The sequence below is a fragment of the Flavobacterium sp. N2270 genome (assembly GCF_025947225.1).
In the GTDB taxonomy this organism is placed as follows: domain Bacteria; phylum Bacteroidota; class Bacteroidia; order Flavobacteriales; family Flavobacteriaceae; genus Flavobacterium.
Map to the genome: position 1 here is coordinate 800,886 of NZ_CP110005.1, position 15,806 is coordinate 816,691.

The window sequence follows — 15,806 nt, forward strand, 5'->3', positions numbered from 1 at the left end:
TTTCATTTACTTAACTAAGGGAAATTTATTCTTTAATGAATTTTTTTGCTATTTTTTCTTTGTATGTATTTGTTTCAATTATGAAAACTCCAGTATTTAAAGAACTAACATTGATTTGTCCGTTGCTAATTTTCCCTTGTAAAACCAGTTGCCCCATAATGTTGTAGATTTTATAATCTTCTAAGTCTTTCCCAATTTGAACATTTAAAATGTCTCCTTTAACAGGGTTTGGGTAAATAGAAAATGGAATTTCTGTTTGGGTTTCTGTTGTAGTAGATACATTCGAAATTAAAGAAGAAGTTCCTACACAAAAGTTAGTAGATTGACTTGCTCCAAAAGTTCCACCGCTTGCAAATGTTATTCCGTTTGAAGTTACAGTATAACTACCATTTCCATAAGAACAACAAATTCCGTCTCCATATGTATCCTTAATTGTAAATGTATAACAACCAGCATCTAAACATTTTGTTACAGTTAATGAAGATCCGTCTGCTTGACTTCCGTATGTACCACCAGAAAACACAACCTGATTACTTGCGTTTAAAATTTCCCAACTTGTTTCTTCTGGGTAATTGTCAAATGTCATGTTAATGTTTACATTAGTACAAACAGGAGCTGAAGCAGTAGTTAATGAAACATCATCTACAGCAATGTCTCCTTGCCATGTTGCAGCTGTTGATCCTACAAAGCGTAATTGAACTGTGTTTCCAATGTAACTTGCTAAACTTACATTTGCAGTTAACCAACTGTTTCCTTGGTTACCAGATTTACTCCAAATTTCAGTCCAAGTTGAACCATTATTTGTGCTTGCTTCTAATTTTAAAGCTCCCATTGTTGAAGCACCATACATATGGTATTTGAAATTGAAAGTTGCAGATGGAGCATTTGTTAAATTGAAACAAGGTGAGTTTAAAATAGTTTTTTTGTTTGAATAGTTTGGACTTGATGCTTCTACATAAATATAATACGTTCCTTGAATTGCTGAAGAAGGTCCTGTATTACTTGAAGGTGTTCCATTTGCATCTACAATCCAATCAAAATCATCTGCCGAATCTTGTGTCCAAGCTCCAATAGTGTTTTCAAATCCTTCAGAATATGGGAACGAAGATATTGCTCCAGAACATCCTGTAGAAGAGCCAGTTGTAGTTACGTTTACTGTATTACTTGATCCAGAAACATTTCCGGCCGCATCTTTAGCTCTAACAGAAAATGAATAAGTTGTGCTTGCAGTTAAACCAGTAATATTTGCTGAAGTACCAGTAACTGTCCCAAGATTTGAAGTACCTTGGTAAATATCATATCCTACAACACCCACATTGTCAGTTGAAGCAGTCCAGTTTAGAGTTGTTGTTGTATTTGTTGTACCGCTTGCAATTAAATTTGTTGGAACAGTTGGTGCTTGTGTGTCTGTCGCACCTTGGTAAGCACTACCTATACCTACTGCATAAAAAGCATTTGTTGTAGCAATAACTTCAGCAGAGTTTGCTCCATATAAATCTGTTGCTGCTTGTATTCCGTAGGTTCTGGCATTTGCAAAAGTTGAATTTGCTGATAAATAGACACTTTCTAAACGATAAGCAATATTTGCAGCTTTGTCCATTCCTATTCCTGTAACGTTATAAGAACTGCCAATGTCATTTGTTCCAGATTTTCCTTGAACTAAAATATAAAACCAATGATTTAAAACTCCTGAATTTGTGTGTACGCCACAATAATCATTACTTTGTGTTGGTGTTCCGCAGTTTGGGTTTATCCAATATGTTCCACCGTAAGTATCTGGTTGTCCTTCACTTTTTGGGTTACTCATTGAACGTAGAGCCAAATGACCTGAACGTCTTTCAATATCTTCACCAATTAACCATGTGCTTTTATTTGGTGCAGCGTAATATTCTACTGTAGCTCCCCAAATATCAGAGAAACCTTCGTTCATAGCTCCTGACTCTCTTTGGTAAGCCAAATTAGCAGTGTAAGTACAAACTGCATGTCCAATTTCGTGAGCTGCTACATCTAAAGATGTAAGGATGTCGAAATAGGTTCCACTTCCGTCACCATAAGTCATTCTTGAACCGTCCCAAAAAGCATTATCATAATTAGAACTATAGTGAACGTAACTGTTTATTGTTGCTCCTGAATTATTAAAACTATTACGGTTGTGTTTTGTCATCCAATAGTCGTATGTCATTTCAGCTCCCCAGTGCGCATCTAAAGCACCGTTATCTTTGTTTGCTGTATGTTCTGCAGTGGTCCAGTTGTTATCGTTATCTGTAAAGTTAACTGCTGAATTATAATTCGTACTTGTATTTAAGTCGTAGGTATTTATTCCACTGCCACGAGTAGCGTCTTTTAAAACGTAATTTGAACCAGATAATGTAGTCTGAATCGTTTTTGAGCCACTGTAACGTGTTGCTGCGGTTCCAGAAACCAAAGCATCAAAACATGTTGCAATTTTTTTCGTTTCTTCTTGAGTTAAAAAAGTGTCGCATTTAGAATCTTTATTAAATATTGAAGAAGAATAGCCAAAATGTGTTGCGTGTTTTATCGTTGCATTATAGAACAAAACATCTCCAGTTTGAGCATCTACATATACATCTCCTCTGCTTAAAGGTTGAGTTGCATAAATATCAAATTTATAAGCTAATTTTAAGTTTGATGCTTCAGATATTTTTTTTGAGTTATCATCGAACATAGGCAACAAAACAAGTTCACCTTGTGGTTTTTTATAATTATCTAATTTTGAAGCCTCGGTAGGATTGTCCCAAAGATATTGTTTGGCATTAAGGTGTTGCATTGCTTTTTGTAGTGCGTCTTGAGAAGTGATTTCTGGGACAAGAGAAACGGCATTGGTTTTGTACATTTCTCCATTCATTGCGGTTATTTTTCCATTTTTTGAATGTACAGTATATGTAGCAAATTCAATTTTAACGCCATTTTGATACATTTGGTATTTATCATGGGTGAAACCTAATTTATCAGTTTCTGTATACAACTTTACAAATTGAGTTCCGTCTTGAATGTTTAATTGTTCTTTAAATACTTTTTCAAAATCATTTGATTTATAAGTTGAATTTTCATTAAAAGATAAAAAACTTGTTTGGCCAAAAACGTCTGTTTTTTTTAATTTAATTGATTTGTTTACTTCTTGAGCTGAGGCTGTTAAAGAAAAAAATGAAACTGCTGTTAGCAAGGCAATTTTCTTGTGTAGATTTTTTTTCATAATTAGTAGTTTGTGTTAAATAAGATTTGATTGTCAAATATATCAACACTAATTGAAAAAAAATTACATATATTTTATTAAAAATGTTAAAAAAATAAGTTTTATATAATAATTATTTTTTTGTTATATAAAAAAACCTGCGGTTGTGCAGGTTTTAAATTGTGATTTTTCGTTAAAATCTAAAACTTCATTTCAGGAATATCTCCTTCAATAATTAAAGTCCCTTCTGTTGCTTTTTGAATTTCTTCAACCGTAACTCCAGGTGCTCTTTCTAAAAGTTTGAATCCTTTATCCGTTATTTCTAAAACAGCTAATTCTGTTACTACTTTTTTCACACAACCAACACCAGTTAATGGTAAACTACATTTTTTAAGTAATTTAGATTCACCTGCTTTGTTTACATGCATCATAGCAACGATAATATTTTCGGCTGAAGCTACTAAATCCATAGCACCACCCATTCCTTTTACCATTTTGCCGGGAATTTTCCAGTTGGCAATGTCGCCATTTTCTGAAACTTCCATTGCTCCAAGAATAGTTAAATCGACCTTTTGACTTCTTATCATTCCAAAACTAAAAGCGGAGTCAAAAAAACTTGCTCCTGGCAATGTTGTTATGGTTTGTTTTCCTGCGTTTATAATATCGGCATCTTCTTCTCCTTCAAAAGGAAAAGGACCCATTCCTAGAACCCCATTTTCAGATTGAAATTCTACAGAAATATCAGTTCGAACATAATTTGCAACTAAAGTAGGAATACCAATTCCAAGGTTTACATAATAACCATCTTTTACTTCTTTTGCTATTCGCTGTGCAATTTGATTTTTATCTAAAGCCATTTTAATCTTTTTTTCTTGTGGTACGTTGCTCAATTCTTTTTTCAAACTTTTCCCCTTGAAAAATTCTATTTACCATAATTCCTGGAATATGAATTTCATTAGGGTCTAAAGTTCCTACAGGCACTAATTCTTCTACTTCTGCAATAGTAATTTTTGCAGCTCCAGCCATTGGTGCGTTAAAATTTCGTGCTGTTCCTTTAAAAATTAAATTTCCTGCCTCGTCACCCTTCCATGCTTTTACAATTGAAAAATCGGCTTCATAAGCCAATTCCATTATATGCATTTTTCCGTTGAATTCGCGTGTTTCTTTTCCTTCGGCAACTTCTGTTCCATAACCAGCTGGAGTAAAAAATGCAGGGATTCCTGCTTGTGCAGCACGACATTTTTCAGCTAAAGTTCCTTGAGGCGTTAATTCTACATCTAATTCTCCAGAAAGCATTTGACGCTCAAACTCTGCGTTTTCTCCTACATAAGAAGAAATCATTTTTTTAATTTGACGTTTTTGTAATAGTAAACCTAATCCGAAATCATCTACACCTGCATTATTTGAAATACAAGTTAAGTTGTTTACGTTTTTATGCACCAATTCGGCAATACTATTTTCTGGAATTCCAGAAAGACCAAAACCGCCTAACATAATAGTCATACCGTTTTCAATACCTTGTAAGGCTTCTTGAACATTATTAACTTTTCTACTTATCATTATTTCTTTTTATAAATTATAATCCAAATTCATCCATGTCTGGTTCATCAACTGCTGTTGTATCAACTGCAGGTTTTTTCCAACAATCTACTTTTATAGAAAGTTTTGCGGGTCTATCAAACGCATCTTTAGATACACTTAAATCAGAATCTTTATAACATTTTTTCATGAATAAACCCCAAATAGGTAAAGCCATAGTTGCACCTTGACCGTAAAAAGTAGATCTAAAGTGAGCCGAACGATCATCGTTTCCAACCCAAACTCCAGCAGCTAAATTAGGAACCATTCCTACAAACCATCCATCACTATTATTTTGGGTTGTACCTGTTTTACCTGCAATAGGGTTTGTAAAACTATAATCATAGTTTCTAAAACCAGCTCCTCCCCAACGTAGTCTTGTTCCAGAACCTCCCTCGGTAACTCCTTCTAATAATTTCAATACAGCATAAGCAACATCTGTATTAACAACGTCTTTACTTACAGGTATAATTTGGTCTATAACCACATCATTTTTATCAGAAATTTTAGTGATAAATGTTGGTTTTATATATACTCCTTGATTTGCGAAAGTACTATATGCAGCTACCATTTCTTCAACAGTAATTTCAACAGCTCCTAATGCAATCGCTGGTCTTTCTGGAATTTCAGAAGTTACACCTAATTCATGAACCATATCAACAACTGTTTTTGGACCAATTCTATCCATTAGTTTTGCAGAAATAGTGTTTACAGAGTTTGCCAATGCGCTTTTTAAAGTAAGTAATCCTCTAAATTTACCATCAGAATTTCCTGGCGACCATGCTTCATCGATATTCCATTTTCCTTTTGGCATTGTAAATGGTGAGTCAATTATTGAATCGCAAGGAGACATCCCTAATTGCTCAATTGCTGTTGCATAAACAAAAGGTTTAAATGTTGATCCAACTTGTCTAGCACCTTGACCCACATGGTCATATTGAAAATGTTTGTAATTAATTCCTCCTACCCATACTTTTATATGTCCGGTTTGTGGCTCCATAGCCATCATTCCGGTTTGTAACATATGTTTGTAATATATGATAGAATCTTTAGGCGTCATGATTGTATCTCTTTCTCCTGCCCAAGTGAAAATTTTCATTTTGGTTTTTATGTCGAAAGATTTAATAATTTCATCTTCTGTTTTACCGTCATCTTTTAGAAGTCTCCATCTTTCTGAAGATTTCATCGCTCTGGTAATAATTCCGTTTGTTTGGTCTTCAGTTATATTTACAAAAGGTGCATTTTTCTTTCCCTTTGCATTTTTAAAAAATTCTGCTTGAAGATTTGTTAAATGTTCAGTAACTGCTTCTTCGGCATATTTTTGCATACGTGAATCGATGGTTGTATATATTTTTAAACCATCTCTATAAATGTCATATTCAGTACCATCTTCTTTTGGATGATCTTTTACCCATTTTTTCATGTAATCACGCAAATATTCTCTAAAATAAGTTGCACTACCTTCACTATGACTTTCTGGTTTAAAATCTAAAACAATAGGTTCTTTCTCCAGTTTTTCTTTTTCTTCTTTTGATAGTAAATTGTTTTTAACCATTTGGCCTAAAACAGTATTTCTTCTATCTGTTACTCTTTGAATTCTTTTTTCTCTATTTGGATTATATAAAGAAGGGTTTTTAAGCATTCCTACAAAAACTGCTGCTTCATTTATTGTTAAATTTTTAGGTTCTTTATTGAAGTAAATTTTAGAAGCTGAACGAATTCCTACGGCTCCGTTAACAAAATCTACTTCGTTTAAGTACATGGCAAGAATCTCTTTTTTTGAATACTGTCTTTCCAAACGAACGGCTATTACCCATTCTTTTATTTTTTGAAGAACCCTTAATACAATGTTTTTTGAGCCATCTGCACCATGAAATAAATTTTTAGCCAATTGTTGTGTAATTGTACTTGCACCACCGCTACTTCCTAAAGATAGCGCTGCTCTAAATGTACCTTTAGCGTCAATACCAGAATGTTCATAAAAACGTTCATCTTCTGTAGCAACTAAGGCGTCTACTAAATGTTTAGGAAGATCGGCATATTTTACAGGAACTCTGTTTTCTGCATAAAATTTCCCAATTACTTCACCGTCTGAAGAAATAATTTCTGTAGCTACATTTGAATCTGGATTTTCTAATTTTTCAAAACTTGGCATTTCTCCAAAAAATCCCCATGATGCAAATAAGAATAATAAAATTACCCCTATAACACCAAATAAAAATAGCTTCCAAAATGTTTTAATATATTTTGAAAAATCTTGGTTATTAGTTTGATTTTTTGCCATAAATTATTTTGTTTTTTCTATTCTAAAGCCAAGGTCTGTAATTCCTTTTAAATCTTGAACACCTTCGATATCGCCAGTTTCCCTTACTGCTTGTGAAATAGATATATTGTACTTTCCTTTTTTATTAAAAATAAACCCTTCTTGATACCAAAGCTTACTTTCTTTAATATCTGAAAAACCTTCTCCCATTAATGAACCATCTGGATTAGCCATTAAATACTCTAAAGTATCTGTTTTAACCAAATTATCGGGTTGTTTTAACGATACAATTAAATATAAATTATTATAAGGATAATCGTTATTACTTCTTATGTTTAAAAATAAATCATACGGTTTAATAGTGTCATTTTGTTCAAATGAAAAACTAATGGTATCTGTTTTTTTCCAAGAACCATTTATGTTTTTATATTCATCAAAAACTCGGTCTTTGTCGCAAGACATAAAACTTAGGCCAATTAATAGTATAAAAGCAAACTTATTTTTTCTTAGTAACATTTTTGTTAATAGTTGGTTTAGTTCTTTTTTTATTTTTATTATTATTGTTTTTCTTTTTTGGTTTATCAAAACGAGTTAAACTATCTTGTCCTACAACATTTTGGAAGTTTTCAGTATTTGCTTTTGGTTGTTCAATTACAAAATCTTCAAGAGCAAGAACTTTTTTCTTTTGCTTATTTAATTCGATAATTTCTTTTACCTGTTTTACAGATAAAATATGCCACTGAGAAGATTGATTTTCATATGAAAACCACATTAATTCTTTAAAGATATCTATTTTTTGACAAGCGGCAGAACCTTTTTCGGTATAAAGCTTTGTATCCATATCTGGAATACTTTTTAAAGCGTCTAAATAAGTGTCTAACTCATAATTTAAACAACATTTAAGCTTACCACATTGACCCGCAAGTTTTTGCGGATTTAATGAAAGTTGTTGATAACGTGCTGCTGCTGTGTTTACGCTTCTAAAATCTGTTAACCAAGTTGAACAACACAGTTCTCTACCACAAGATCCAATTCCTCCAAGACGAGCTGCTTCTTGACGAAAACCAACTTGTTTCATTTCGATTCTTATTTTGAATTCTTGTGCAAATTCTTTAATAAGTTGTCTAAAATCTACTCTGTCATTAGCTGTGTAATAAAAAGTTGCTTTAGAGGCATCTCCTTGAAATTCAATATCAGAAATTTTCATTTCTAATTTCAATGAAATGGCTAATTCTCTAGCTTTTACTTTTACTTTTTCTTCCTTGGCACGAGCTTCGCTCCAAATATCAATATCTTTTTGAGTCGCTTTTCTGTAAATCTTTGGCACTTCGCCTTTTGGATCTACGTGCTTTTTTTTCATTTGGATTTTTACCAATTCTCCTGAAAGACTAATAATTCCTACATCGTGACCTGGAGAAGATTCTGTAGCTACAATATCACCAATAGATAAAGGTAATTTTTCTGTATTTCTATAAAATTCTTTTCGTCCGTTTTTAAAACGCACTTCAACACAATCAAAAGGTTCTTGACCTTGAGGTAAACTCATGTTTGAAAGCCAATCGAAAACAGTTAGTTTGTTGCAGCTATCGGTGCCGCAAGTCCCATTATTTTTACATCCTTTTGGAGCTCCGCCATCGGTCCCCGTAGAACAGTTTGTACATGCCATAATTTTTGAATATATAGTGATTGTTCTGTTATACAGAACTACTTGTCAATAGTGTATTTGAGTGTAAAGATAGTATAATTTTTAAACAAAAATAAACTGAAATTTTAGTGATAACGCAAAAACCTATTTACATTTTTAACGTAAATAGGTTTTGAAAAGTATATTTCACTTTAGATTTAAGTAACCTTAACAGATATGATCTTAACGGGACATGCTTTTTCTGCTAGTTCACAATTTTCTAATATTAGATAATCATTTGATTTTATAGTATGAAAACCTTTTGAATTGGTTGAATTTATTAAAACTGTTTTTCCGTCTTTTTTTGACATTTGAAATTGTGCTGGAGCCATTTCTACACAGTAATTACAACCAATACATTTATCTCTTTGTAAAGTAACAACGATCATTAGTTTTCTACAATTTTATAGAGTTTATCTGATAAACGAATTCTAAACGGCACTTTCATAGTACAACTGTCTCCTTTTGATGCTTTTTCGGAAGCTAAATCGTTTACCAAAAAATCTTCTAAAATTAGTTCTTGTGCACCTGTACTTGGGCCTGTAACTAAAAGTTTATCTCCTTTTTTAATGTCGTAAGCTTCAATTTTGAATTCAGCAATATTAGATTTTGGAAAATAATGCATTCCTTTTCCAACATATACTTTTTTCTGAGTTGCGCTCGAACCCGGATTATCTGACCATTCACCTAATTTTTGTCCCAAATAATAACCACTCCAAAAACCACGATTGTAAACGGTTGACAAAGTTTCCATCCAAATACTAATTTTTTCTTTGGTAAAAGTTCCTTCGTAATAAGAATCAATTGCTTCGCGATAGGTTTTGATAACCGTTGCCACATAATCAGCAGCACGACCTCGACCTTCAATTTTTAATACTTTTATTCCCGAATCGATAACTTGGTCTAGAAAATCTAACGTACATAAATCTTTTGGAGACATCATGTATTCGTTGTCCATTTCTATTTCAAAACCAGATTCTTGGTCAATTACCGTATATTTTTTTCTACAATTTTGTTTACAAGCACCACGATTTGCAGAGGAATTATGCGAATGTAAACTCAAATAACATTTTCCCGAAACCGCCATGCATAAAGCTCCGTGACCGAAGATTTCAATTTCAACTAAATTGCCACTTGGGCCTTTAATTTGTTCTTTCTCAATATCTTCCGTTATTTTTTTTACTTGACGCAAACTCAGTTCTCGAGAAAGTACAATTGTATCGGCAAATAAAGCATAAAATTTAACGGTTTCGATGTTGGTAACATTCAATTGGGTAGAAATATGCACCTCAATTCCCATTGTTTTGGCTGACATAATTACCGCTTGATCAGAAGCAATAACGGCTGTAATACCTGCTTCTTTGGCTTTTGTTAATAGTGTTTTTACAATTGATAAATCGTGATCGTAAATAATAGTATTTAAGGTTAGATAGGTTCTAACGTTTTTTTGGTTGCATCTACGAGCAATTTCAGGTAAATCATCTAAAACGAAATTTACTGTTGCACGAGCTCGCATGTTTAATTGTTCGACACCAAAATAAATAGAATCGCAACCATTATCTAAAGCGGCTTGCATGGATTCGAAATTTCCAGCTGGCGCCATCAATTCAATTTTTCCAGAAGTAGTCATTATCCTAAAATTTTATATAATTTGTCCGATAAGCGAATTCTGAAAGGCACTTCAAAAGTAATTTGATCTCCTTTTTTTGATGTTTCACAAGATTTTCCGTCTACAAAAAGAGTAGTGATTGTCAATTCTTGTTCTCCAGTTGTTGGACCTGAAATAAGTATTTTGTCGCCAACAGAAAGTTCTTTGTTTTCAATTAAAAACTGTGCAACTTTTGATTTTGTGAAATAATGTTCGGCTTTTCCAACTAATACTTTTTTAACGGTTATTTTTTGGCGAATGTTTTTACTTATTACCTTTGCTAAAGGTTTATTTGGAAGCTCGCCAGAATTTTTAAATTTCAAAGCATCAGATTTTCCTTTACGGAAAACTTTATTTCCAACTTGCTTTCCTCTTCTTAGCTTTACTTGTTCGTCTAAAGGTAAATGGGTGATTTCTAAACATTCGGTAGAACAACAATTCTCCATTGCGGCTTGGCATTCGTCACATTGAATGAATAATAAATGGCATCCGTCGTTAAAACAATTGGTGTGATTATCACAAGGTTTTCCACATTGGTGGCATTGAGAAACAATATCGTCGGTAATTCTTTCTCCTAATCTGTGATCGAAAACAAAGTTTTTACCAATGAATTTACTTTCAATTTTATCTTCTTTTATTTGACGTGTATATTCAATAATTCCACCTTCTAGTTGGTAGACGTTTTTAAAGCCCTGGTGTTTAAAATACGCACTTGCTTTTTCACAACGTATTCCACCTGTACAATACATTAAAAGATTTTTATCTTCTTTATGGTTTTGTAATTGCTCGTTAATAATGGGTAGACTTTCTCTAAATGTTTCTACATCTGGAGTTATAGCTCCTTTAAAATGTCCAACTTCACTTTCGTAGTGATTTCTAAAATCGACTACAATAGTATTTGGATCTTCTAATAAATTATTAAATTCTTGTGCTTTTAAGTGAATTCCTTTATTAGTAACGTCAAAAGTGTCATCATTTAATCCATCGGCAACAATTTTATGCCTCACTTTTATGGTTAGCTTTAAAAAGGAGTGATCGTCTTGGTCAACTGCAACATTTAATCTTATCCCTTTCATGAAATCATACACTTCTAAAGTTTCTTTAAAAGCTTCAAAATTATCGGCAGGAACACTCATTTGAGCATTAATTCCTTCGTTGGCAACATAAATTCGGCCTAGAGCATCAAGTGCATTCCAAGCAATAAATAATTCGTCGCGAAATTTTTTAGTATCTTCAATTTTGGCATACGCATAGAAAGATAGTGTAAGACGTTGCTTACCTGCTTCATCAATTAATTGAGCTCTTTCTTCTGCGCTTAAGGTGTTATACAGTTGCATGCTATAAACGTTTTAAGTGAGAAAAATATTTTTGCAAAGGTATGAATTTATATAAGTTAGACAAAATATAAGGTTAAAAGGAAACATATTAACAATATTTGTTTCCATAAAAAAAAGAAGTATTTTTACGAAAAATATACAGAAAATGAGTTCAGAAAAAGACGCTAAATTAAAGGCTTTACAACTTACATTAGATAAGCTTGATAAAACTTATGGTAAAGGAACAGTAATGAAAATGGGAGATTCTGCTGTAGAAGAAGTAGAAACAATTTCGTCAGGATCATTAGGTTTAGATATTGCATTAGGAGTAAATGGATATCCGAAAGGAAGAATTATTGAAATATACGGTCCTGAATCATCAGGAAAAACGACTTTAACATTACACGCTATTGCAGAAACGCAAAAAGCAGGTGGGATTGCTGCTTTTATTGATGCAGAGCATGCTTTTGATCGTTTTTATGCTGAAAAATTAGGAATTGATATTGATAATTTAATTATTTCACAACCAGATAATGGAGAACAAGCATTAGAAATTGCAGAAAGTTTAATTCGTTCGGGAGCAGTTGATATTGTTGTAATTGACTCAGTTGCTGCGTTAACACCAAAGAGTGAAATTGAAGGCGATATGGGAGATTCTAAAATGGGATTACATGCTCGTTTGATGTCTCAAGCATTAAGAAAATTAACCGGAACAATTCACAAAACGAAATGTACGGTATTTTTCATTAACCAATTACGTGATAAAATTGGAGTAATGTTTGGAAGTCCAGAAACTACAACAGGAGGAAATGCATTGAAATTCTATGCTTCTGTAAGGGTTGATATTAGAAGATCTACTCAAATTAAAGATGGCGATAACGTTATAGGAAATAGAACTAAAGTTAAAATTGTAAAAAATAAAGTTGCACCGCCTTTTAGAACTGCAGAATTTGACATCATGTATGGAGAAGGAGTTTCTAAAGTAGGAGAGATTTTAGATTTAGCAGTTGAATTCGAAATTGTAAAGAAAAGTGGTTCTTGGTTCAGCTATGGAGAAACTAAGTTAGGGCAAGGACGTGATGCAGTTAAATCTTTAATTAAAGATAATCCAGAACTAATGGATGAATTAGAATTAAAAATTAAAGAATTTTTGAAGGAAAAAAATAGTTAAATAAAAAATCACGTTGAAAAACGTGATTTTTTTGTTTTTACACGCAACCTATTTAATTATTTTGCATCTGTAAATTAAACAATGTAAGTATATGAAAAGAATACTAATGCTTTTAAGCTTTATATTTTTAACAATATCATGTAGTCCTGAAGATGACGGACCTAATGTTCATTATGAAAATTTACCTGTTGTTGAGGTTGAGCTCCCTAGTTCATTTATATTAGGTGAAACACATCCTATAAAAGTTTGGTATTATAAACCAACAACTTGTCATGGGTTTAATGGGTTTTATTATGAAAAAGATTTAAATATTAGAACAATAGCAGTACAAAGCATTGTAAGCGAAAGCTCTTCATGTCAAGATTTAGAACAAGAATTAGTTGAAGCAACAATGTATTTTTATGTAACAAACAACGGATCATATATTTTTAAATTTTGGCAAGGAACAAATACAAGCGGAGAAGATATTTTTCTCGAAGTAGAAGTTCCTGTTGTTGATTAATTAGTAAATCATAGGTGATTATAGAGCAACTTATAAATGACTGTAAAAGAAGAAATACTAAAGCACAAGAGCAGGTTTATAAGACTCTAAGTCCTAAAATTTTTGCAGTTTGTCTTAAGTATTCGAGAAGTTATGCAGAAGCTCAAGATAATTTACAGGAAGGTTTTTTGTTGATTTTTGAAAAAATTGATAAATATGATTTTAAAGGTTCTTTTGAAGGTTGGTGTAAAAGAGTTGTAATAAATTATGTTTTACAACAATATAGAAATCAAAATGTATTTGAAATAATTTCAGAAAACATTCCAGACGAAACAAGTTTGGAAATTGAAGATGATACTGTTTCGATAGAATTTTTAACCAAAATAATACAAGAATTACCAGACCGTTATAGGTTAGTTTTTAATTTATATGTAATGGATGGGTATTCACACAAAGAAATAGCACAAATGTTAGGAATAAGTGTTGGAACGTCTAAATCAAATTTAGCTAGAGCAAAAGGAATATTAAAAGAAAAGATAGAGTTGAATGAGCAATCTTCAATTCCCAAAGTAAAATGAAAGAAAGTAAAAATTTAGAACGTCTTTTTCAAGAAAAATTTAAAGATTTTGAAGTCAACCCACCTTCAGATTCTTGGAATAATATTGCAGCACGTTTAAATAAAAAAGAAAAGAAAAAAAGAGTTATCCCATTTTGGTTTAAGACAAGCGGAATAGCTGCTTCTTTAGCAATTGTTTTTTTTGTTTTTATAAATAAAGGAAACGACACAAGTTTAATAAATAATGATTCAGATAATATAAATGAAAATTCTATTTCAAACGTAGAAGCAAATACAAAAGGAAACGAATTCAACAATCAATTAAATCCAACGTCAATTAAAAGCGAAGGTTTGTTAGATGAAAAAATGTTAAACAACAACAGCAATGTTGTCTTAGAGAACAAGAATTCTGTCAATAGTAAAGAATTGGATAAAAACACATACAATACCATAAATAGCAATTCAAATAGAGGAGTCGTTTCAAACAAAAGTCAAAAAAAGAACAATAAACCTTCTATCAATAAAAGAGAAGTGTTTAGCAATCAAAGTCTAGTGACCAATAATAAAACACAAACGAAATCAAATAATAAACAATTATCTGTTAACGAAAACAATTCGAATTCTATTAGTAAAAATCAAAGTTTAGCAACTAATAATAAATTGCAAAAAAAATCAAACCAAAAAGACAATAATCAATTATTTGTAAATAGTTTAAATTCTATTAGTGAAAACCAAAATTTAGTAACTAATGATAAAACACAAAATAAATCAAATATTGAGAGTAACGAACAATTGTTTGTAAAGCAAAATGCTAATTCTAAAGAGGATAGTCAGTTGGTTTTCAATAAGAAAGAGGGAGAAAACAACAGTTTAATTAATAAATCTAAACTTAAGTTATTAAATTCAAATAAAGGTATTAATAATGAAATGGTTGTTTCAGAAAACTCATCAAGTATAGAAAAAACAGATTCTCTATTAATAGAGAATGAAAATATAATTGCAAATGCAGTTGAAGATAGTATCCTTTTGGCTTCAGTTGAAACTGAAGAAAACCCATTGGAGAAATTGCTTAAAGAAAAGTTAGAAGGGGAAGATGCTGATGAAAAAGAAAAAGAGAAAAGAAATAAATGGGCGGTTAGCACAAACGCTTCGCCTGTTTATTTTAATTCAACATCTAGTGGTTCGGCTATAGATGAGCAATTTAAGGACAATTCTAAATCATATGAAAATTCATTAAGTTTTGGTTTAGGTCTAGAATATGAAATGTCTAATAAGTTTAGTTTAAAATCAGGAGTAAATACATTAGCTTTTAATTATTCAACAAACGATGTTTATTACACAACCACTTTACGCTCTGTAAATTATAATGTTAAGACAATAGAAAGAAATAGAAATGGTGAAAACATTATTTTAGCCAATAAACAAGCAATGAGTAATAGCAATGATGTTGAAAATTACGTTCAAAACAACACAGGTTCTTTAAGTCAAAATATTAGTTACATAGAAATTCCATTAGAGTTAAACTATAAATTGTTAGATAAAAAATTTGGAATTAATTTAGTAGGAGGAATGAGTACTCTTTTTTTAAATTCTAATTCCGTATCATTGGTTTCAAATGGAACAGAAATGGAAATAGGTAAAGCAAATAATTTAAACAATATACATTTTAGTAGTAATGTCGGTTTGGGTTTTAAATATGCGTTTTGGAAATCTTTTCAAGCAAATTTTCAACCAATGTTTAAATACCAAATCAATACTTTTAGTAATGATTCTGGAAATTTCAAGCCTTATTTTATAGGATTGTATTCTGGGATAAGTTTTAGTTTTTAAGCTTTGTTGGTTAAGCTTAAGTTAAGTTTGTTTCAAATCCCATACTTTTGAAACTTAAAAAGTCTCGCAATTTGCGAGACTTTTTT

The 15,806-nt window shown here is 31.7% G+C and carries 13 protein-coding genes; 4 read left to right on the forward strand and 9 right to left on the reverse strand.

Annotated features, from left to right (window positions below; genetic code table 11):
• Positions 1–25: 25 nt before the first annotated feature.
• From OLM55_RS03725 to OLM55_RS03765, 9 genes are all read right to left on the reverse strand, one after another.
• Positions 26–3,214 carry a M4 family metallopeptidase gene (locus OLM55_RS03725; RefSeq protein WP_264560080.1) on the reverse strand — a complete coding sequence of 1,063 codons (3,189 nt, stop codon included), beginning with the start codon at positions 3,212–3,214 and terminating at the stop codon, positions 26–28.
• Between the two features lie 179 nt (positions 3,215–3,393).
• Entirely contained in the window at positions 3,394–4,050 is a 657-nt protein-coding gene (locus tag OLM55_RS03730) for a CoA transferase subunit B (protein ID WP_264560081.1), read from the reverse strand.
• Between the two features lies 1 nt (position 4,051).
• Positions 4,052–4,753, reverse strand: coding sequence for a CoA transferase subunit A (locus OLM55_RS03735; protein ID WP_264560082.1), 702 nt, complete (start codon positions 4,751–4,753; stop codon positions 4,052–4,054).
• A gap of 16 nt (positions 4,754–4,769) precedes the next feature.
• Positions 4,770–7,055, reverse strand: a complete 2,286-nt coding sequence (locus OLM55_RS03740) for a penicillin-binding protein 1A (protein ID WP_264560083.1) — start codon at positions 7,053–7,055, stop codon at positions 4,770–4,772.
• Positions 7,056–7,058: 3 nt separating this feature from the next.
• Positions 7,059–7,550 carry a gliding motility lipoprotein GldH gene (locus tag OLM55_RS03745; protein WP_264560084.1) on the reverse strand — a complete coding sequence of 164 codons (492 nt, stop codon included), beginning with the start codon at positions 7,548–7,550 and terminating at the stop codon, positions 7,059–7,061.
• Positions 7,531–8,700 carry a stage 0 sporulation family protein gene (locus tag OLM55_RS03750; protein ID WP_264560085.1) on the reverse strand — a complete coding sequence of 390 codons (1,170 nt, stop codon included), beginning with the start codon at positions 8,698–8,700 and terminating at the stop codon, positions 7,531–7,533. The genes OLM55_RS03745 and OLM55_RS03750 overlap by 20 nt, the downstream gene beginning before the upstream one ends.
• A gap of 176 nt (positions 8,701–8,876) precedes the next feature.
• Positions 8,877–9,107, reverse strand: coding sequence for a ferredoxin (locus OLM55_RS03755; RefSeq protein WP_264560086.1), 231 nt, complete (start codon positions 9,105–9,107; stop codon positions 8,877–8,879).
• The gene (locus OLM55_RS03760) at positions 9,107–10,348 is read right to left on the reverse strand and encodes a peptidase U32 family protein (RefSeq protein WP_264560087.1); all 1,242 of its coding nucleotides are present in this window, start codon (positions 10,346–10,348) and stop codon (positions 9,107–9,109) included. The genes OLM55_RS03755 and OLM55_RS03760 overlap by 1 nt, the downstream gene beginning before the upstream one ends.
• Positions 10,348–11,703 (reverse strand): rhodanese-related sulfurtransferase, encoded by a 1,356-nt coding sequence (locus tag OLM55_RS03765; protein ID WP_264560088.1) that lies wholly within the window; start codon positions 11,701–11,703, stop codon positions 10,348–10,350. The genes OLM55_RS03760 and OLM55_RS03765 overlap by 1 nt, the downstream gene beginning before the upstream one ends.
• A gap of 145 nt (positions 11,704–11,848) precedes the next feature.
• Here OLM55_RS03765 and recA point away from each other — a divergent pair, with 145 nt between their 5' ends.
• From recA to OLM55_RS03785, 4 genes are all read left to right on the forward strand, one after another.
• A complete protein-coding gene (gene recA, locus OLM55_RS03770) occupies positions 11,849–12,853 on the forward strand; it encodes a recombinase RecA (protein ID WP_264560089.1) in 1,005 nt (334 codons plus the stop codon).
• A 91-nt stretch (positions 12,854–12,944) separates the two neighbouring features.
• Positions 12,945–13,355: a hypothetical protein gene (locus OLM55_RS03775; RefSeq protein WP_264560090.1), complete on the forward strand. Its 411-nt coding sequence runs from the start codon at positions 12,945–12,947 to the stop codon at positions 13,353–13,355.
• 14 nt (positions 13,356–13,369) lie between these two features.
• Complete coding sequence (locus tag OLM55_RS03780; RefSeq protein ID WP_264560091.1) at positions 13,370–13,912, forward strand: RNA polymerase sigma factor; 543 nt, start codon at positions 13,370–13,372, stop codon at positions 13,910–13,912.
• Complete coding sequence (locus tag OLM55_RS03785) at positions 13,909–15,720, forward strand: hypothetical protein (protein ID WP_264560092.1); 1,812 nt, start codon at positions 13,909–13,911, stop codon at positions 15,718–15,720. Before OLM55_RS03780 ends, OLM55_RS03785 begins: the two co-directional genes overlap by 4 nt.
• The last annotated feature ends 86 nt before the right edge of the window (positions 15,721–15,806 follow it).